14 protein-coding genes are annotated in these 18,993 nt (G+C 65.8%); 8 read left to right on the top strand and 6 right to left on the bottom strand.

What is annotated here, in order from left to right:
• Position 1: 1 nt before the first annotated feature.
• From K6G35_RS01830 to K6G35_RS01815, 4 genes are all read right to left on the bottom strand, one after another.
• Complete coding sequence (locus K6G35_RS01830; protein WP_035881360.1) at positions 2–1,912, bottom strand: ABC transporter ATP-binding protein/permease; 1,911 nt, start codon at positions 1,910–1,912, stop codon at positions 2–4.
• Positions 1,913–2,062: 150 nt separating this feature from the next.
• On the bottom strand, positions 2,063–2,497 hold the full coding sequence (locus K6G35_RS01825) for an HIT family protein (protein ID WP_495676026.1): 435 nt from the start codon (positions 2,495–2,497) through the stop codon (positions 2,063–2,065).
• A 77-nt stretch (positions 2,498–2,574) separates the two neighbouring features.
• Positions 2,575–6,549: a DUF3683 domain-containing protein gene (locus K6G35_RS01820; RefSeq protein ID WP_035881358.1), complete on the bottom strand. Its 3,975-nt coding sequence runs from the start codon at positions 6,547–6,549 to the stop codon at positions 2,575–2,577.
• A 169-nt stretch (positions 6,550–6,718) separates the two neighbouring features.
• Entirely contained in the window at positions 6,719–7,297 is a 579-nt protein-coding gene (locus K6G35_RS01815; RefSeq protein ID WP_008644387.1) for a YqaA family protein, read from the bottom strand.
• 249 nt (positions 7,298–7,546) lie between these two features.
• Between K6G35_RS01815 and K6G35_RS01810 the strand changes: the two genes are divergently transcribed.
• The 8 genes from K6G35_RS01810 to K6G35_RS01775 all read left to right on the top strand — a co-directional run bounded on the left by K6G35_RS01810 (position 7,547) and on the right by K6G35_RS01775 (position 15,688).
• Positions 7,547–8,041 carry a (2Fe-2S)-binding protein gene (locus K6G35_RS01810; RefSeq protein WP_008644388.1) on the top strand — a complete coding sequence of 165 codons (495 nt, stop codon included), beginning with the start codon at positions 7,547–7,549 and terminating at the stop codon, positions 8,039–8,041.
• Positions 8,042–8,052: 11 nt separating this feature from the next.
• Positions 8,053–10,431, top strand: a complete 2,379-nt coding sequence (locus K6G35_RS01805) for a xanthine dehydrogenase family protein molybdopterin-binding subunit (RefSeq protein WP_008644389.1) — start codon at positions 8,053–8,055, stop codon at positions 10,429–10,431.
• Between the two features lie 16 nt (positions 10,432–10,447).
• Complete coding sequence (locus tag K6G35_RS01800; protein WP_495676025.1) at positions 10,448–11,248, top strand: FAD binding domain-containing protein; 801 nt, start codon at positions 10,448–10,450, stop codon at positions 11,246–11,248.
• Between the two features lie 76 nt (positions 11,249–11,324).
• A complete protein-coding gene (locus K6G35_RS01795) occupies positions 11,325–12,221 on the top strand; it encodes an AAA family ATPase (protein WP_008644391.1) in 897 nt (298 codons plus the stop codon).
• An 89-nt stretch (positions 12,222–12,310) separates the two neighbouring features.
• Positions 12,311–13,510, top strand: coding sequence for a vWA domain-containing protein (locus K6G35_RS01790; RefSeq protein WP_495676328.1), 1,200 nt, complete (start codon positions 12,311–12,313; stop codon positions 13,508–13,510).
• Positions 13,501–14,070 (top strand): SRPBCC family protein, encoded by a 570-nt coding sequence (locus K6G35_RS01785; protein WP_008644394.1) that lies wholly within the window; start codon positions 13,501–13,503, stop codon positions 14,068–14,070. The genes K6G35_RS01790 and K6G35_RS01785 overlap by 10 nt, the downstream gene beginning before the upstream one ends.
• Positions 14,043–15,089, top strand: a complete 1,047-nt coding sequence (locus tag K6G35_RS01780; RefSeq protein ID WP_035881353.1) for an XdhC family protein — start codon at positions 14,043–14,045, stop codon at positions 15,087–15,089. Before K6G35_RS01785 ends, K6G35_RS01780 begins: the two co-directional genes overlap by 28 nt.
• Complete coding sequence (locus K6G35_RS01775) at positions 15,086–15,688, top strand: nucleotidyltransferase family protein (RefSeq protein WP_008644398.1); 603 nt, start codon at positions 15,086–15,088, stop codon at positions 15,686–15,688. The genes K6G35_RS01780 and K6G35_RS01775 overlap by 4 nt, the downstream gene beginning before the upstream one ends.
• Positions 15,689–15,728: 40 nt before the next feature.
• Here K6G35_RS01775 and otsA read toward each other — a convergent pair whose 3' ends face one another.
• Positions 15,729–17,123, bottom strand: coding sequence for an alpha,alpha-trehalose-phosphate synthase (UDP-forming) (gene otsA, locus K6G35_RS01770; protein WP_008644400.1), 1,395 nt, complete (start codon positions 17,121–17,123; stop codon positions 15,729–15,731).
• 31 nt (positions 17,124–17,154) lie between these two features.
• Complete coding sequence (locus K6G35_RS01765) at positions 17,155–18,912, bottom strand: glycoside hydrolase family 15 protein (RefSeq protein WP_495676327.1); 1,758 nt, start codon at positions 18,910–18,912, stop codon at positions 17,155–17,157.
• Positions 18,913–18,993: the final 81 nt, after the last annotated feature.

Below are 18,993 nucleotides of genomic sequence, written 5' to 3'. Positions count from 1 at the left end.
GTCACGCGTCTTGTACGACCCGATAGCTTACTCCACCGCCCTCCAATTGCCCATCCCGCGGCCCGCCGCCGCTCTCATCCGAGGCATCGCCGACCGGCAGGTAATGCAGGCGGCGGTCGTGGAACGCGGCCACGGTGCTACGGTGGGCGATGCTGATGATCGCGGCATCCGGCAGGGTCTCGACCATGAGCCGGTACATCGCGCCTTCGGTTTCCTCGTCGAGCGCGCTCGTGGCCTCATCGAGGAACAGGTAGTCGGGCTTTTGCACCAATGCACGCGCGAATGCCAGCCGCTGCTGTTCTCCCGGCGACAGCCGCAGCGACCAGTTGTCGAACACATCCAGATGCTTGATCAGCATACCGAGGCGAGCCTGGCGCAGCACGTTGGCCAGCGCTTCGCGCGAATGCGCGTTGCCGGCATCGGGGTACGACAGCGCATCGGCCAGCGTGCCGATCGGCAGGTAACTGCGTTGTGGCAGGAACAGCATGCGCTTGTGCGGCACCGTGATCTGGCCATGACCGTACGGCCAGATGCCCGCCAGCGCGCGGAACAACACGCTCTTGCCGCAACCGGAAGGGCCATTGACGAGCCAGCGCTCGCCTGGCCCGATCGACAGCGAGAACGGCGCCACCAGTGGACGTTGTCCCGGGCGCTTCAGCGGATCGACGCCTTCGTCGTCCGGGCCGGGGCCGCCGCGCACCGGCAGGGCCAGACCAAGTCCGGTAATCGTGATGCTGTTGTCGGCCTTGTCGGTGGACTCGACCACCTCGATATCGCCCGGACCCTCGTGGGTCAGATCCTCGCGCTCAGCCACGCGAATCGCTTGCTGGAAGTCGATCAGACGGTTGGCGGCCGCCTTCCAGCCGACCAGCGTGGCGTAACTATCGACGAACCATGACAGGGCACCCTGTACCTGCCCGAACGCCGAGTTGATCTGCATAAGGCCGCCCAGCGTCAGCTTGCCGGAGAAGTAGCGCGGCGCCGCCACCAGCAGCGGGAAGATGATCGCGAACTGGCCGTAGCCCGAGTTCACGAACGTCAGCCGTCGCGTATAGCGCATCAACTGGTTCCAGTTTTCCCGGATGCGTTCGAAACGCGCGCGCAGGCCGGCCTGCTCGGTCGCCTCGCCACGGTACAGCGCCACCGGCTCGCTGTTCTCGCGCAGGCGAACCAGCATGAAACGGAAGTTTGCTTCGTACTGTTCCTGCTGGAACGACAGGCCGATCAACGGACGGCCGACGAAGTGGGTAATCAGCGAACCGACCACGGCGTAGCCGATCGCGAACCACACCATATAACCCGGGATGGTCAGTTCAGACCCGCCGAGCGCCAGACTGATCGGCCCGGACACCACCCAAAGGATGCCGATGAACGACACCAGCGTGACCACCGAGTTGAGCAGCCCCATCGACAGCGAGAGCGCGCCATCCGTGAACTGGCGCAGGTCGTCGGCCAGACGCTGGTCGGGGTTATCGGTCGAATGGGTCTGCTCGATGCGGTAGTAGGCCTGGTGGCCAAGCCAGCGCTGCATGAACCGGCCGGTCATCCATGTACGCCAGCGCATCTGCAGCATCATCTGGTAGTACTGGCGCGAGATCGCCAGCACGATGAAACAGGCCGCGATCCAGGAGAATCGCAGCAGCAATGCCTTGAAGGAGACGAAGTCGCGCTGCTCGATGGCGTTGTAGAACACGCGGTTCCACTCGTTGAGCAGCACGTTGATATAGACGATACCGAGGTTCAGCGCTACGACCAGGGTCAGCAGGCCAAGCCCCGCCTTGCGGTCTTCAGACTTCCAGTAGGGCATGATCAGCGCCCAGGTGGCAGCCAGGCGCAGGCGGCTCTGGTCCTTGAGCGCCTTGGCCGGTACGGCCGGGCCGGGGACGATGACAGACGACGGTGTGGTGGACATGGAAGACGCCCGGAATGGCCCGCGGCCTGGGGACGCCGGCAGGCATGTTGTTGTTTGACTGGTGTCAGACGCACCGCCACGGCGGTGGGTTCCTTACCAGACTGCAACGGCACTTTACCAAGGTGGCACGGCGTCGTGCCGAGGGATGCTTCAGTCGGCCAAATCCAGCGCCGAAAGTGCTGCACGCAGCGCCGGCAGCCGGTCGGCCAGTTCGGCGACGCGCGCCGCGTCGGCCGTCCGTTGCGGCGCGGCCCAGATCGCTTCCGGAAAATGCGAATCCCAGCGATAGCGCGGAATGATGTGCCAGTGCAGGTGCGGCACCATGTTGCCGAACGCGGCCAGATTGACCTTGTCCGGCGTCATCACCTCGCGGACGATCCGCTCCACACGCGCCACCAGCCGCATCAGCCAGGCCATGTCGTGCTCGTCCAGATCGGTCAGCTCGGCCACATGGTCGTTCCAGACCACGCGGCAGAAGCCGGGAAAGCGATCATGCTCGACCAGGATGACGCGCGCGCGGTCGCCCATCCAGACGAGTTCTCCACCATCGGCTTCACAGAGGGGGCAGTTGGGGGCTCGGGTCATGTGGATTGACTGGAGAGTGTTGTTTTGCTCCTCTCCCCATACATGGGAGAGAGGAGCTCATGACTACGGCCGGCGGTTTAAACCAGCACCCGCTCGATACCACCCGCGTTGGCCTTTGCCACGTACTCCGGCAGCCAGTTCTCTCCCAGCAGGTGCTTGGCCATCTCCACGACGATATAGTCCGCCGTCACCGACGCATCCTCGTTGTAGCGCGACAAACCCTGCAGGCACGACGGGCAGCTCGTCAGGATCTTCACGTCGCCATTGAAGTCGCCGTCACGCAGCTTGTCGGCGCCCTTGCGCATTTCCTCTTCCTTGCGGAAGCGGATCTGCGTCGAGATATCCGGACGCGTAACGGCCAGCGTGCCCGATTCCCCGCAGCAGCGCTCGTTCTTCTCGATCTTGCCGCCACCCTGGTTACCGCCCATCAGGTCATTGACGAGCTTGGTCGGGTCCATCGTCTTGATCGGCGTATGGCAGGGGTCGTGGTACATGTACCGCGTGCCGGTGACGCCTTCGAGCTTCACGCCCTTCTCGAGCAGATACTCGTGGATGTCGATGATGCGGCAGCCCGGGAAGATCTTGTCGAATTCATATCCGGCGAGCTGGTCGTAGCACGTGCCGCAGCTCACCACCACGGTCTTGATGTCGAGGTAGTTAAGCGTGTTGGCTACGCGATGGAACAGCACGCGGTTGTCGCTGACCATCTTCTCGGCCTTGTCGAACTGGCCGGCGCCACGCTGCGGGTAGCCGCAGCACAGGTAGCCCGGCGGCAGCACGGTCTGCACGCCGACGTGCCAGAGCATGGCCTGGGTGGCCAGACCCACCTGCGAGAACAGCCGCTCCGAGCCACAGCCCGGGAAATAGAACACGGCTTCCGTTTCGGCCGTGGTCTGTTTCGGGTTGCGGATGATCGGCACGATCTCGTTGTCTTCGATATCGAGCAACGCGCGCGCGGTCTTCTTCGGCAGGTTGCCCGGCATCTTCTTGTTGATGAAGTGAATCACCTGCTCCTGCACGGGCGGCTTGCCGACCGTGGCGGGAGGATGCTGGGTCTGCTTGCGGGCGAACTTCTTCAGCAGTTCGTTGCCCAGGCGTTGCGCCTTGTAACCCCAGCCGATCATGGCCGCACGGGTCATGTTGATCGTCTGCGGATTGGTCGCGTTCAGGAAGAACATCGACGCGGCGGTACCCGGGTTGAACTTCTTCTGGCCCATCTTGCGCAGCAGGTTGCGCATATTCATCGACACGTCGCCGAAGTCGATCTTGACCGGGCAAGGCGTCACGCACTTGTGGCAGACCGTGCAGTGATCGGCCACGTCAGAGAACTCGTCCCAGTGCTTGATCGACACGCCACGGCGCGTCTGTTCCTCGTACAGGAAAGCCTCGATCAGCAGCGACGTGGCCAGGATCTTGTTGCGCGGGCTGTACAGCAGGTTGGCGCGCGGCACGTGCGTGGCGCACACCGGCTTGCACTTGCCGCAGCGCAGGCAGTCCTTGACGCTCTCGGCGATCGCGCCGATGTCGCTCTGCTGCATGATGATCGACTCATGCCCCATCAGGCCAAACGACGGCGTATAGGCATTGCGCAGGTCGGCGCCCGGCAGCAGCTTGCCCTTGTTGAAGCGGCCCTGCGGATCGACGCGCTGCTTGTAGTCGCGGAATTCGGAGATCTCGTCTTCGGTCAGGAACTCGAGCTTGGTAATGCCGATGCCATGCTCGCCCGAGATCACGCCGTCCAGCGAACGCGCCAGCGTCATGATGCGGGCCACCGCGCGGTGCGCGTCCTGCAGCATGTCGTAGTCGTCCGAGTTCACGGGGATATTCGTGTGGACGTTGCCGTCGCCGGCGTGCATGTGCAGCGCCACGAAAACGCGGCCGCGCAGCACCTGCTTGTGGATCTTCTGCGCCTCGTCGAGGATCGGCTTGAACTCGCCGCCGGAGAAGATCTTGCGCAGCTCGGCGCGGATCTCGTTCTTCCAGCTCACGCGGATCGTGCGGTCCTGCATCAGGTGGAACACGGTCGCGTCCGGCTGCGTTTGCAGACGCTGCTCGAACGCCGGGCCGAGCAGGCCCAGGCCATGCCCGATCAGCGCGGCGCGCGCGGCGGCCAACGGCGTGTCGAGGTGGTCCTGCAGGTAGCGCCAGCGCGCGCGGATTTCACGCAGCAGCGTCAGCGCGTGTTGCACGCGGTCTTCCAGCAGTTCGGCGCTGGGAATCTCGTTGGCGTCGTCGCTGCGGCCAAGCGGCAGGTTGCCGCGCGCGAAGAACGCCTCAAGCTCGTCGGTCAGCTTGAGCTTGTTCTTGATCGACAGCTCGATGTTGATGCGCTCGATGCCGTCGGTGTACTCGCCCATGCGTGGCAGCGGGATCACCACGTCTTCATTGATCTTGAAGGCGTTGGTATGGCGCGCGATGGCGGCAGTGCGCGAGCGGTCGAGCCAGAACTTCTTGCGGGCCTCGGGGCTCACGGCGATGAAGCCCTCGCCGCTCTTGCCGTTGGCCATGCGAATCACTTCCGAGGTGGCGCGGGCCACGGCGTCCTCGTCGTCACCGACGATATCGCCGATCAGCACCATCTTCGGGAACGCGTTGCGCTTGCTCTTGGTGGCGTAGCCCACCGCGCGCAGATAGCGTTCGTCCAGATGCTCCAGACCGGCCAGAATGGCGCCGCCCTCGCGCTTCGACTCGGCGTCGAGGAAGTCCTTGATTTCGACGATGCTCGGAATCGCGTCGCGCGGCTGGCCGAAGAACTCCAGGCAGACCGTGCGCATATGCTTCGGCATCCGGTGCAGGACCCAGCGCGCGCTGGTGATGATGCCGTCGCAACCTTCCTTCTGCACGCCGGGCAGGCCGGCCAGGAACTTGTCGGTGACGTCCTTGCCCAGACCTTCCTTGCGGAACTTGCGGCCTTCGATCGCCAGCGTCTCGGTGCGCAGCACCTTCTCGCCCGGCTTGCGGTTGCCGTCCGACCACTTCAGCTCGAAGGTGGCCACCGGCACGTCGTGGATCTTGCCGAGGTTGTGGTCCATCCGGGTGATCTCGAGCCAGTTGCCCTCGGGATCGACCATGCGCCACCACGCCAGATTGTCCAGCGCGGTACCCCACAGCACGGCCTTCTTGCCGCCTGCGTTCATCGCCACGTTGCCGCCGATGCACGATGCGTCGATCGAGGTCGGGTCGACCGCGAACACCAGCCCGGCCTTGTCGGCGGCATCGGCCACGCGGCGCGTGACCACGCCGGCGCCGGAGAAGATCGTCGCCACCTTGCGCGACACGCCGGGCAGATCGGTCTGCTCGACTTCGCCAAGCTGCTCCAGCTTTTCCGTATTGATGACGGCAGAAAACGGCGTCAGCGGCACGGCGCCGCCGGTGTACCCGGTGCCGCCTCCGCGCGGGATGATGGTGAGACCCAGTTCGAAACAGCCCTTCACCAGGCCCGCGATCTCTTCCTCGGTATCCGGGGTCAGCACCACGAACGGGTACTCGACGCGCCAGTCGGTGGCGTCGGTCACGTGCGAGACGCGCGAGAGTCCATCGAACTTGATGTTGTCGTGCTGCGTCACCTTGCCCAGCACGCGCTGGGCGCGCTTGCGCAGCGCGTACGCGTCGGAGAATTCCTGCTTGAAGGCCTCGATCGCCTGCTTGGCGAACGCGACCAGCTGCTCCACACGGTGCGAGCGATCTTCCGCGGCGGGCTCGGCGTGCTCGGCACGGTCGGCGGCGCGGCGCTTTTCGATTTCACCCAGGCGGTGGTGCAGCGCGCTCACCAGCATCTGGCGGCGCTTGGGATTTTCGAGCAGGTCGTCCTGCAGGTACGGGTTGCGGCGCACGACCCAGATATCGCCGAGCACCTCGTAGAGCATCCGCGCCGAGCGGCCGGTGCGGCGTTCCCCGCGCAGTTCGTCCAGGATGCGCCAGGCTTCCTCGCCGAGCAGGCGGATGACGATCTCGCGATCCGAAAATGACGTGTAGTTATAGGGGATCTCGCGCAGACGCGGGGGTGCGTCCTTGGCGGCGAGCTTGGCATCGAGCACGAGTGGGGCGTTCATGGCGGGACCGCTTCCTGCTGCGCACGGGGACGGTGCGCGATTTCGTCTTTAAAGCGCGATTGTACTTCAACGCCCATGTTTGCCGCACCGCAACAACCCCGAAAACCCCCTATAACCCTTGGTTTCGTCAGGGATCTCGCCGTTTTCTGCCCGTCCGGCGCATTCCCGCTCAGAACAACCGGTGGAAGATCTGGCCCACGCCGTGCCAGAAGGAGTCCGGAATCCACAACAGGCTGCCCGTCATCGCCAGATAACGCAGGAACTTGCCGATGGCCATATAACCGACGCTGGGCCAGAACGGCATCCGCAGCCAACCCGCCAAAGTGCACAATGGATCACCAATACCGGGGAGCCAGGACACCAGCATCGTCGGGGGCCCCCAGCGGCGCATCCAGCGGAAATACTTGGCATCGAGCGCCGGCTTGCTGGCCTTCTTCGGGTGTTCCAGGTGCTGCGCGTGTTCGCGCTCATGCTGCCGATTCTGGCGCCGCAGCCGGTAGCGCACCACGGCTAGCTTGGCCGCGTAGCCCATCCACCAGTCGATGGCCCCGCCAATCGTGTTACCGAGCGTGGCCACCAGCACGGCCGGCCAGAACATATCGGGGTTGAGCTTGACGTAGCCGAACACGGCCGGCTCGGAGCCGAGCGGCAGTAGCGTGGCCGACACCAGGCTGACCACGAAAATGGCGGGCAACCCCACCGTCGGGAGGGCAAGGGTGTCAAACAGCCAGTGGATGAAGGCGTCCATGCGCTAGGAAACATAGGGCCGCGAATCGCAAGAGAACCCGCATGGCAGCACCGGTGGTTTTGTGTTTAACTGGGAGAGCCTTTTGCGTCCAATCGTTCACAACGCTTTCGCAAACCGGGCAAACCCGGCAGCACCAATATCACGAAATAGCCGTCTCAACCAAACGGCAGTACCGCGTCGTGGCCAGTCCCGCGCAGTGAATCGGGATGGATGGAGCTGGCCATGCGTGGACCCACACAGGAGACAAGCATGGCGATTCCGATCCGCCTGACGGTCAATGGCAAGCCCGTTGACGCCCAGGTCGAACCTCACACACTACTCGTCCAGTTCCTGCGCGAACACCTGCGCCTCACCGGCACGCACGTGGGCTGCGATACCGCCCAGTGCGGCGCCTGCACCGTCCACCTGGATGGCCGCGCGGTGAAGTCGTGCAACGTGCTCGTGGTGCAGGCAGACGGCGCCAGCGTGACGACGATCGAGGGCCTGGCCGTCAACGGCGAAATGCACCCCGTGCAGCAGGCGTTCCGCGAATGCCACGGCCTGCAATGCGGCTTCTGCACGCCGGGCATGGTGATGGCGGCCACGGCCCTGCTCAAGGACCGCCCCAATGCCGATGCGCAGGCGATTCGCGACCAGCTCGAAGGCAACCTGTGCCGCTGTACCGGCTATCACAACATCGTGCGTGCGGTGCAGCAAGGTCAGGCGGCCATGCAGGGCTCGGCGGCCGTGGCCAGCGCGGAATAAGGAGACCGGCCATGAACGCACCCGAAAAGCTGATCGGTTCGCCGGTCCGCCGCAAGGAAGACTATCGCTTCCTGACCGGCAACGGCCAGTACACCGACGATGTCGTCCTGCCGCACCAGAGCTACGGTTATTTCCTGCGCTCGCCGCATGCTCACGCGCGCATCAAGTCGATCGACACGTCCGAGGCGGCGGCCTCGCCCGGCGTGATCGCCGTGCTGACCGGCGATGACATGGCAGCCGACAAGGTCGGCGGCCTGCCCTGCGGCTGGCTGATCCACAGCATCGACGGCTCGCCGATGAAAGAACCGCCCCACCCCTCGCTGGCGCACGGCAAGGTGCGCCACGTGGGCGACCAGGTGGCGCTGGTCGTCGCCGAATCGCTCCAGCAGGCACGCGACGCCTCCGAGAAGATCGTTGTCGACTACGAGGAACTGCCGGCCGTGATCGGCCTGACCGATGCCTCGTCGGCAGCTTCGCTCGTCCACGACGATGTCCCCGCCAACACCTGCTACACGTGGGGCCACGGCGACAAGGCAGCCACGGACGCGGCATTCGCCAAGGCCGCTCACGTGACCACGCTGCAGATCGTCAACAACCGGCTGATCCCGAACGCGATCGAACCGCGCGCGGTCAATGCCAGCTATACGCGCCAGGATGACGGCTACACGGTCTACGTGGCCAACCAGAACCCGCACGTGGAGCGGCTGTTGATGGGGGCGTTCGTGCTGGGCCTGCCCGAGTCGCGCCTGCGCATCATCGCGCCGGACGTGGGCGGCGGCTTCGGCTCGAAGATCTTCCTCTACCCCGAGGACGTGGCACTGACCTGGGCATCGAAAAAGGTGGGACGTCCGATCAAGTGGACTGCGGAACGCTCCGAGTCCTTCCTGACCGACGCCCATGGTCGCGATCATGTGACCAAGGCTGAACTTGCGCTCGACGCCGACGGCAACTTCCTGGCGATGCGCGTGCACACCATCGCCAACATGGGCGCGTACCTGTCGACGTTCGCCAGCAGCGTGCCGACGATCCTCTACGCGACACTCCTGGCCGGCCAGTACGCCACGCCGGCGATCTATGCCGAAGTCCACGCGGTGTTCACCAACACGTCCCCCGTCGATGCCTATCGCGGCGCGGGACGCCCCGAGGCCACCTACGTCGTCGAACGGCTGGTGGAAGCGGCCGCGCGCGAGACCAACGTCGACCCGGCCACGCTGCGCCGCAAGAACTTCATCCGCACCTTCCCGTATGCCACCCCGGTGGGCCTGACCTACGACACCGGCGACTACGAGCCCTGCCTTGCTCGCGCGGAAGAACTGGCCGACGTGGCGGGATTCCCGGCCCGGCGCGCGGAAGCGAAGCAACGCGGCAAGCTGCGCGGGCTCGGCTACTCGTGCTACATCGAGGCCTGCGGGCTGGCGCCGTCGAATATCGCCGGAGCGCTGGGCGCGCGTGCCGGGCTGTTCGAGGTGGGCGAGATCCGCGTGCATCCGACGGGCACCGTGACGGTCTTCACCGGATCGCACAGCCACGGTCAGGGCCACGAAACCACGTTCGCGCAGATCGTGGCGGACCGCCTGGGCATCGCACTGGATGCCGTCGAGATCGTGCATGGCGATACGGGCCGCGTGCCGTTCGGCATGGGGACCTATGGCTCCCGCTCGCTGGCAGTGGGCGGCTCGGCGATCATGAAAGCGCTCGACAAGATCGAGGCCAAGGCCAAGAAGATCGCCGCGCACCTGCTTGAGGCATCCGACGCCGACATCGAGTTCAAGGACGGCGTGTTCCGCGTGGCCGGCACCGACCGCACCAAGACGTTCGGCGAGGTGGCGCTGACGGCATACGTGCCGCACAACTACCCGCTCGACAAGCTCGAGCCAGGCCTGAACGAGAACGCGTTCTACGATCCGACGAACTTCACGTATCCGTCCGGCGCGTACCTCTGCGAAGTCGAGGTCGATCCCGATACCGGCGAGTCGCACGTGGTCAAGTTCACCGCTGTGGATGACTTCGGCAACGTGATCAACCCGATGATCGTGGAAGGCCAGGTGCATGGCGGCATTGGCCAGGGTCTGGGTCAGGCGATGCTCGAACAGTGCGTCTACGACCCCGAGAGCGGCCAGCTCCTGACCGGCTCGTACATGGACTACGCGATGCCACGCGCCGGAGACCTGCCCGACTTCACCGTGGAGACGTCCGCCGGCACACCGTGCACGCACAATCCGCTCGGCGTGAAAGGCTGCGGCGAAGCCGGCGCGATCGGCTCGCCACCGGCCTTCATCAACGCCATGGTCGACGCCTTGTCGCCGCTCGGCGTGCATGATCTGCAGATGCCCGCCACGCCGCATCGCGTGTGGCAAGCCATCCAGTCCGCGCAATCTGGCACCGCGTAACCGGGGAGAGCACAACATGTATGCATTCCAGTATGAACGTGCCGCCGACGCCAATGCCGCGGTGGCCAAGCTGAAGGCCGATGGCGACGCCAAGTTCCTGGCTGGCGGTCAAAGCCTGCTGGCGGCGATGAAGCTGCGCCTGGCTTCGCCGTCGACGCTGGTCGATGTGTCGCGCATTCCGGGCATGAACGGGATTCGCGTCGAGGGTGACGCGCTGGTGATCGGCGCCGCCACGCGCCATGCCGATGTGGCGGCCAATGCCGACGTGATGCGCCGTATTCCGGCGCTGGCAGCGCTGGCCAACGGCATCGGCGACCGGCAGGTACGCGCGATGGGAACGATCGGTGGCTCGCTCGCCAATGACGACCCGGCAGCGGACTATCCCGCCGCCGTGCTCGCGCTGAACGCGACGGTCGTCACCGATCGTCGCAGCATCGCGGCGGACGACTTCTTCAAGGGGCTCTATGAAACAGCGCTCGAGCCCGACGAGTTGATCACCGCGGTGCGCTTCCCGTCGCCGGATCAGGCTGCCTACATCAAGTTCCGCAACCCCGCATCGCGCTTCGCGCTGGTTGGCGTGATGGTCGCGCGCACCGGCAAGAGCGTGCGCGTGGCGGTGACCGGCGCGGCAGACAGCGTGTTCCGGGCGCCGGCGCTCGAGCAGGCATTGGCGGCCAGCTTCACGCCAGCGGCCGCCCGAGCCGTGAAGATGGATCCGTCCGGCCTTAACGTGGACCTGCATGCGTCTGCCGAGTACCGCGCGCATCTGATCCCGGTGCTGGCGGCGCGAGCCGTGGAGCAGGCGCTGAAGGGCTAAGGCTGCGTCGTGTTTGTACCTCTCTCCCGCGCGGCGGGAGAGAGGTGCGCATAGCGACGGAACCCGCATTCTCACCATGCTCCCCACCTCGATCGACCAAACCCTCTCGCTGCTCGAAAAGCAGCAATATTTCGCCGACCGCGAGACGGCCACCGTGCTGTATCTCGCGCTTCGGATGCAACGCCCGCTTTTTCTCGAAGGCGAGCCCGGTGTCGGCAAGACAGCGCTGGCGCAAGCCATGGCGCGCGCGCTCGGCACGCGGCTGCTGCGCCTGCAATGCTATGAAGGTCTCGACGCCGCCAGCGCGCTCTACGAATGGGACTACCCGCGCCAGATCATGGCGCTGCGGCTAGCCGAAGCGCGTGGCGAACGGCCGGAGCAGCAATCGCTCTATCACGACGACTACCTGCTCAAGCGACCGCTGCTCGAGGCGCTGTTGCCGGACCCTGCCGCGCCGAACGTGCCGCGCGTGCTGCTGATCGACGAAATCGACCGCGCCGACGAACCGTTCGAGGCGTTCCTGCTCGAAGTCCTGTCGGAATACCAGGTGTCGATCCCCGAAATCGGCGTGGTCCAGGCCGAACGTCCGCCACTGATCGTGATCACATCGAACCGCACGCGCGAGGTGCATGACGCGCTCAAACGTCGCTGCCTTTACCAGTGGATGGGTTACCCGGGCCGCGACCGCGAGCTGCAGATCGTCGCGGCGCGCGCGCCCGAAGCGGCGATGGCCCTGCAACGGCAGGCCGTCGATTTCATCCACCGGCTGCGTGGCATCGACCTGTTCAAGGCTCCCGGCATCGCCGAGGCCATCGACTGGTGCCGCGCGCTGGCCGCGCTGGGCGTGACCGAACTCGATCCGCAATCGGTGCGCGACACGCTCGGCGTCCTGCTCAAGTATCAGGACGACCTGGCACGCGCGGACGGACCGACCATCGCCGAACTGCTCGCCGGGGCAGCACCGGCAGGCTGACCATGCCACGCGCCGCACCGTCCGCCCCCTCTGCCCCCTTTGCCCCCTCTGCCCGACCAGACACATCGGGCACGCCACCCCCGCTGCCGATGCTGGCCCGCAACGTCACGCATTTCATGCGGCTGCTGCGTGACACCGGGTTCGGGCTGTCGCCGGCTCATGCCGTCGATGCATTGGAAGCCCTGCGGCATATCGATATCGGCGCGCGCGACGAAGTGCGGGCCGCGCTGGCGGCACTGGTGCTATCGGGCCCCGATCAGCGCCCGCTGTTCGATGCCGCCTTCGACCTGTTCTGGCGCGACCCCGACTGGGAAAGCAAGCTGCGGGCGATGCTGCTGCCGCGCGTCGATGCGGGGATTCCGCCGCCACGACGCAGCAACCGCCTGGCCGACGCCCTGGCCGCCCGGCAACCGCCATCGCCAAAGCCGGACCAGCCGCCCCGTGAGGAACGCTTCACCGCCCCGCTTACGTTCTCCGATCAGGAGCGTCTGGCGGGGCGCGACTTCGAAACCCTGAACGCCGAAGAGTGGCGCGCGCTCCAGCATCTGGTGCGCACACGGCGCGCGCGTCTGGCCCTGCAGAAGACACGGCGTCTGCGCCCATCCACCTGCGGGAGCCACGCTGACCTGCGCGCGAGCGCGCGACTGGCGGTGCGCCAGCATGGCGAATGGCTGCGCTGGAAGTACCGCAAGCGTGCCGAACGCAAGCCGCCCGTGGTCCTGCTGCTCGATATCTCTGGCTCGATGAGCCAGTACTCGCGCGCCGTCCTCTACTTCTGCCATGCGCTGACGCAGTCCCGCGAGCGACTGCACGTCTTCCTGTTCGGCACGCGGCTGACCAACGTGACGCGCGCGCTACGCGAACGCGATCCGGACGACGCGGTGAACCTGATCACCGAACAGGTCCGCGACTGGGCTGGCGGCACCCGCATCGGTGCCGCGCTGGCAACGTTCAACCGGCAATGGGCGCGTCGCACGCTATCCGGCCGCGCCACGGTGCTGCTGGTCAGCGACGGTATCGATCTGGAGCACATCGATCTACTCGAACAGGAGATGGCCCGCCTGCGCCGCTTTGCGCATCGCATCATCTGGCTCAATCCGCTGCTGCGCTATGAAGGCTTCACGCCGCAGGCGCGCGGCATTCAGGCGATCCTGCCCCACGTCGACGCGCTGCGTGCGGCGCACAACCTGGACAGCCTGTTCGCGCTGGAATCGCTGCTGGCCGATCCCGCGCGCGTCCCGCCTGTCAAAGCATTACGCCCCCAACCAGGATATTCATCATGGAAATGACCCAGACCCAGCGACTGCCCGTGCCCCAACAGGTCGCCTGGGATGCACTGAACGACACAGCGCTGCTCAAGCAATGTATTCCGGGATGTGAGAGCATCGAGCCCGACGGCGACAACGCCTACCAACTGGCGCTGACCGCCGCCGTCGGACCGGTCAAGGCGCGCTTCAAGGGGCGCATGGCGCTGCAGAACATCCAGGCGCCGGAGAGCTACACGATCCAGTTCGACGGACAGGGCGGCGCGGCCGGATTCGGCAAGGGGACGGCGCAGGTCAAGCTCACGCCCGAAGGCGACGAGACGCTGCTCACCTACGCGGTTCACGCGCAGGTCGGCGGCAAGATCGCGCAGATCGGCTCGCGGCTGGTGGATGCCGCCGCGCGCAAGATGGCCGATACCTTCTTCACCCGCTTCACCGAGGCCGTCGGTGGCGGTGGCGCGAACGAAGACGACAACAGTACGGAAACGGAACAATCAGCCGACGCGGGGAAAACGACCGACGGCGGCGATGACACAGGAACAAAGCGGAAACGATCATGGACAGCGTGGATCTCGAAGTCCTGAAATGCAGCGTGCGCTGGCAGCAGGAAGGGCATGGCGTATTGCTGGTGACAGTCGTCAGAACCTGGGGGTCGTCGCCCCGCCCCGAAGGCGCGATGCTGGCCGTGCGTGACGACGGCCTCGTGGTGGGCTCGGTGTCCGGCGGCTGCATCGAGGACGACATCATCGACCGCGTGCGGCACGAGGGCATCCATTCGGGCCTCCCCGAAGCGATCAAGTACGGCATCAGCGCGGAGGAAGCGCACCGCTTTGGCCTGCCTTGCGGTGGCACGATCGAGCTGGTGACCGAGCCGCTGTCTGCGGCCAGCGGCATCGTCGATCTGCTCGACGCGGTGGAGAACGGCAGGCTCATCGCCCGCACGCTCGACATGGCAACCGGCGCGGCAACGCTCGGGCCAGCCGAGGCCACCGACGGCCTGGCGTTCGACGGCAAGACCCTGCTGACGATCCACGGCCCGCGCTACCGGATGCTGGTGATCGGCGCCGGCCAGCTGTCGAAGTACCTGTGCCAGATCGCCGTGGGGCTTGGCTTCCAGGTCACTGTCTGCGATCCGCGCGAGGAATACACCGAGACCTGGGACATCGCCGGAGTGACGATGGTCCGCACCATGCCGGACGACACGGTCATGGACATGAAGCTCGACGAGCGCTGCGCGGTGATCGCGCTGACGCACGACCCCAAGCTCGACGACCTGGCCCTGATGGAAGCGCTGCGCACGCCGGCGTTCTATGTCGGAGCGCTAGGCTCGCGACGCAACAACCACGCGCGCCGCGAGCGGCTCAAGGAATTCGACCTGACAGAGCTGCAGCTCGCGCGATTGCATGGGCCGGTGGGTATCTACATCGGCAGCCGCACGCCGCCCGAGATCGCGATCTCGATCCTGGCCGAAGTGATCGCGGCCAAGAACCACGTCTCGCTCCCTGACATCCTTCAAGTCGAAGGCGCGAAAGCGGCGCGGGAAATCGCCGCTGGCGAGGCGGCCTGTCCAATCCTGCCCACCGCTTCGGCGGCACAGCCATGAAGAAGCCCGTGCTCTCTCAATCCGACCTGCCCATCGGCATCCTGCTGGCGGCCGGCTTTGGCCGACGCTTCGACCCGGCTGGCGCACGCAACAAACTGCTAGAGAAACTGCCCGACGGGCGCACCGTGGCATGGCGTAGCGCGCGAACGCTTGCGGCGGCGCTGCCGGGTTCGATCGCCGTGGTGCGCCCCGGCAATCCCGAGCTATCGGAAGAGCTGCGCCGCGGCGGCTGCAAGGTAGTCGAATCCGCAGACGCCGAGGCCGGCATGGGCGCGGCGCTACGCGCCGGCGTGACGGCCTGCGCCGACGCGCGCGGCTGGGTCGTGGCACTGGCGGACATGCCGTGGCTGTCGATGGAACTGGTGCGTGCCGTGGCACTGACGATCACGTCGCGCGACACCATCGCCGCGCCGTGGCGCGATGGCCAGCGTGGGCACCCGGTAGGCTTTGGCGCCGCATGGCGCGAGGAACTGCTGAAGCTCGACGGCGACGAAGGCGCCCGCGCACTGCTCAAGTCGCAGCCGGTGACGCGCATCCTGACCGACGACGATGGTCCGTTCCGAGACGTGGATGTGCCGGGGGACCTGAAACAGGCGTAGTCGCCGCGGAATTTGCGGCGCCTGCCTGCGGCCTCAACCATCACCCCCCTTCCGTCTCCATAAGCGCCCGCAGATATTCTCCGCTCCACCAGTGCACATCCTGCTGGCGAATCCGCTCCAGCAGTTTCTGGTGACGCGCCTGGCGCTCTGACAGCGACATATGCAAGGCCTGCTGGATCGCCTGCGCGGTGGCGCGCGTGTCATACGGATTGACCAGCAGCGCTTCCTTCATCTGTTCCGCCGCGCCCGCGAAGCGGGACAGCACCAGCACGCCGGGATCCTCCGGGTCCTGAGCCGCGATGTATTCCTTGGCGACGAGGTTCATGCCGTCGCGCAATGGCGTCACCAGCGCCACGTTGCACGCACGGCACAGGCCCGGCAGGCGGCGGCGCGCGGTGGAGCGGTGGATGTAGCGCACCGGCATCCAGTCCAGCTCGCCATACTCGCCGTTGATCGCGCCGGTGATGCCTTCCATGTCGCGCCGCAGGTCCGCATAGGCGTCGACCGATTCCCGTGACGGCGCGGCGATCTGGATCAGCGTGGCGCTTGAACGGTTCTCGGGGTACTCGGCCAGCAGCGTCTGGAAAGCCTTGAGCCGTTGGGGCAGGCCCTTCGAGTAATCGAGGCGGTCGATGCCGAGCAGCAGCCTGCGTCGCGCGTACTGGCCGCGCATCATCTCGTAGGTCTCGCGCGCTTCGTCGGCGCGGCCCAGTTCGATGAACTCGTCGACATCGATGCCGATCGGAAACGCCTGCGCGCGCACGGTGCGATGGAATGCACGGAAGCGGTATTCGCCCATCGGCTCGGCGCCGGCCTCGCCCTGCACGTAGCGGGAGAAGTGCTCGACATCGTCGTGGCTCTGGAAGCCGAGCAGGTCATAGGCAAACAGCGCGCGCATCAGCCACTCGTGCTGCGGAATGGTGGCCAGGATCAGCCGTGGCGGCAGCGGGATATGCAGGAAGAAGCCAATGCGCTGGCCGCAACCGATCGCCCGTAACTCCGCGGCCAGCGGAATCAGGTGATAGTCGTGGATCCAGATCACGTCGTCGGGCTTGAGCAGCGGCGCCAGCTTGCGCGCGAAAAGCTGGTTCACGCGGCGGTAGGCATTCAGGTTGCCGCCTGAATCGAAGTCGGCCAGATCCACCCGATAGTGGAATACCGGCCACAGCACGCCATTGCTGTAGCCCAGGTAGTAGGACTCGAAGTCCTCCCGGCTCAGATCCACCGTGGCCAGCGTGACGTTGCCGGCCTGGATCTGGTGCAGCTCGCCCTCTCCGGGCGTGCCGCCGCGGCTGGCGTCCACCACCTTGCCGCTCCAGCCGAACCACAATCCACCGGTCTTGTTCAACGTGTCGGACAACGCGACGGCAAGTCCGCCCGCCGCATGATTCCGCGGGTCGGCAACCCGGTTCGATACTGCTACTAGTCTTCCCATATCTCGCTTCTGGTTGAGATCCACTCCTCGTTCAAATCACGCTGTCCCAGGGGGCCGACAGCCGTACGGCGCCATTGATCAGGCCGACCATCGAATAGGTCTGGGGGAAGTTGCCCCACATCTCGCCCGTGACCGGGTGCGTGTCCTCCGACAACAACCCTAGCGGATTGCGCGCCGCCAGCATGGCCTCGAAGATTTCGCGCGCTTCCTCGCGACGGCCGATGCGCGCCAGCGCGTCGATGCGCCAGAACGTGCAGATATTGAAGGCCGTCTCGGGCTTGCCAAAGTCGTCCGGCGCCTCATAGCGCCGCATGTACGGTCCGTCGCAGAGCGTGTCCTCGAGCGCCTTCAGCGTCGAAACGAAACGCGGGTCCTTTGGATCGATGAAATTCACTTCCGCCATCAGCAACACGCTGGCGTCGAGCACGTTGCCGCCGAAACTCTCCGCGAAAGCCTGTCGCGACTCGCTCCACGATTCGGTCAGGATGCGTTGCTTCATGCGGTCGGCATGTTCCGTCCAGTACGCCGCACGCTGCGGGTGCTCGAGCTTGGTGGCGATCTTGGCCAGCCGGTCGCAGGCTGCCCAGCTCATCAGCGCAGAAGACGTATGGACCCGCGCGCGCGTGCGCAACTCCCACATGCCCGCGTCCGGCGTGCCGAACACGCGCACCGCCTGCTCGCCGACGTCCTCGAGCCGGTGAAATTCAGTCAGGCCGCCACGATGCAGCAGCCGGTGGTCGTGAAACGCCTGCGCGGCGCCGAGCACCACGTTGCCGTAGACATCGTGCTGGAAGTGCTCCTGCGCCTGGTTGCCCACGCGCACCGGGCCCATATTGCGATATCCGCCCAGATGATCGAGAACGCTTTCAGGCAACTCGCGTTCGAGCCCGATGCCGTAGAGCGGCTGGATATGGCCATCCTGCGCCTGCACGACGACATTCGTCAGCCAGCGCATGTAGTCCTCCATCGTGCCAACCTCGGACAGGCTGTTGAGCGCGCGCACCACGAAGAACGCGTCCCGCAACCAGCAGTAGCGGTAGTCCCAGTTCCGGCCGCTGCCGGGCGCCTCGGGAATGCTCGTTGTCATCGCCGCGACGATCGCGCCGGTCTCCTCGTAGAGCGACATCTTCAGCGTGATCGCCGCGCGGATTACGGCGTCCTGCCATTCGCGCGGCACGGCCAGCCGGCGGCTCCAGATGCGCCAGTAGGACGTGGTCTCCTGCTCGAAGTCGCGCGCGGTCTCCTCCACGCCATGCGCCAGCGTTTCATCTGGCCCGAGAATGAAGTTGTAGTTGCGCGTGACCAGGAACGGCGTGTTCGACAGCACATAGGCCAGCGGCGCGTCAGTGGTCATCCGCAGCGTCAGGTCCTCGCCGATATAGCGCACATGGCTGCTGCCGCGCGTCATCTGCGGCTTGATCCGGCCCCAGTTGAAGCGCGGCGCCACCGTGACCCGCACCCGTGGCGCGCCACGGACCGGCCGGATCCGCCGCACCAGCGTCAGCGGGCGGAAATAGCGCCCGAGCCGGAAGAACCGAGGGCAAAAATCGGTGATCTCCAGGCAGTGACCATGCTTGTCGTACAGGCGCGTGCGCAGGATGGCCGTATTCGGCTCGTACCACTGCGTGGACTTCACCAGGTCTTCCACCTCGATGGAAAAGTGGCCGCCATTCTCGCTCGAGTCGAGCAGCGCATTGAAAACGGGGTCGGCATCGTAGCGCGGCAGGCAACACCAGACGATGCGGCCGCGTCCGTCGACCAATGCCGAGAATGCGCAGTTGCCAATCATCCCGAGCGATAGCGACGGATCGGCGTGACGGCCAGTGCAGTTGGTATCGGTATTGAAAGCGGGCGCTTCAGGATGATGCGC

The sequence above is a fragment of the Cupriavidus sp. HY129 genome (assembly GCF_059492215.1).
This window is presented reverse-complemented; position numbering and strand designations above follow the sequence as displayed.

Excerpts from the sequence above, each read along its gene's own strand:
- K6G35_RS01765 (WP_495676327.1), bottom strand. The coding sequence starts at position 18,912 with ATGATTGGCAACTGCGCATTCTCGGCATTGGTCGACGGACGCGGCCGC.
- K6G35_RS01830 (WP_035881360.1), bottom strand. The coding sequence starts at position 1,912 with ATGTCCACCACACCGTCGTCTGTCATCGTCCCCGGCCCGGCCGTACCG.
- K6G35_RS01810 (WP_008644388.1), top strand. The coding sequence starts at position 7,547 with ATGGCGATTCCGATCCGCCTGACGGTCAATGGCAAGCCCGTTGACGCC.
- K6G35_RS01785 (WP_008644394.1), top strand. The coding sequence starts at position 13,501 with ATGGAAATGACCCAGACCCAGCGACTGCCCGTGCCCCAACAGGTCGCC.
- K6G35_RS01790 (WP_495676328.1), top strand. The coding sequence starts at position 12,311 with ATGCTGGCCCGCAACGTCACGCATTTCATGCGGCTGCTGCGTGACACC.
- K6G35_RS01805 (WP_008644389.1), top strand. The coding sequence starts at position 8,053 with ATGAACGCACCCGAAAAGCTGATCGGTTCGCCGGTCCGCCGCAAGGAA.
- K6G35_RS01825 (WP_495676026.1), bottom strand. The coding sequence starts at position 2,497 with ATGACCCGAGCCCCCAACTGCCCCCTCTGTGAAGCCGATGGTGGAGAA.
- K6G35_RS01820 (WP_035881358.1), bottom strand. The coding sequence starts at position 6,549 with ATGAACGCCCCACTCGTGCTCGATGCCAAGCTCGCCGCCAAGGACGCA.
- K6G35_RS01795 (WP_008644391.1), top strand. The coding sequence starts at position 11,325 with ATGCTCCCCACCTCGATCGACCAAACCCTCTCGCTGCTCGAAAAGCAG.
- K6G35_RS01800 (WP_495676025.1), top strand. The coding sequence starts at position 10,448 with ATGTATGCATTCCAGTATGAACGTGCCGCCGACGCCAATGCCGCGGTG.
- K6G35_RS01780 (WP_035881353.1), top strand. The coding sequence starts at position 14,043 with ATGGACAGCGTGGATCTCGAAGTCCTGAAATGCAGCGTGCGCTGGCAG.
- K6G35_RS01815 (WP_008644387.1), bottom strand. The coding sequence starts at position 7,297 with ATGGACGCCTTCATCCACTGGCTGTTTGACACCCTTGCCCTCCCGACG.
- K6G35_RS01775 (WP_008644398.1), top strand. The coding sequence starts at position 15,086 with ATGAAGAAGCCCGTGCTCTCTCAATCCGACCTGCCCATCGGCATCCTG.
- otsA (WP_008644400.1), bottom strand. The coding sequence starts at position 17,123 with ATGGGAAGACTAGTAGCAGTATCGAACCGGGTTGCCGACCCGCGGAAT.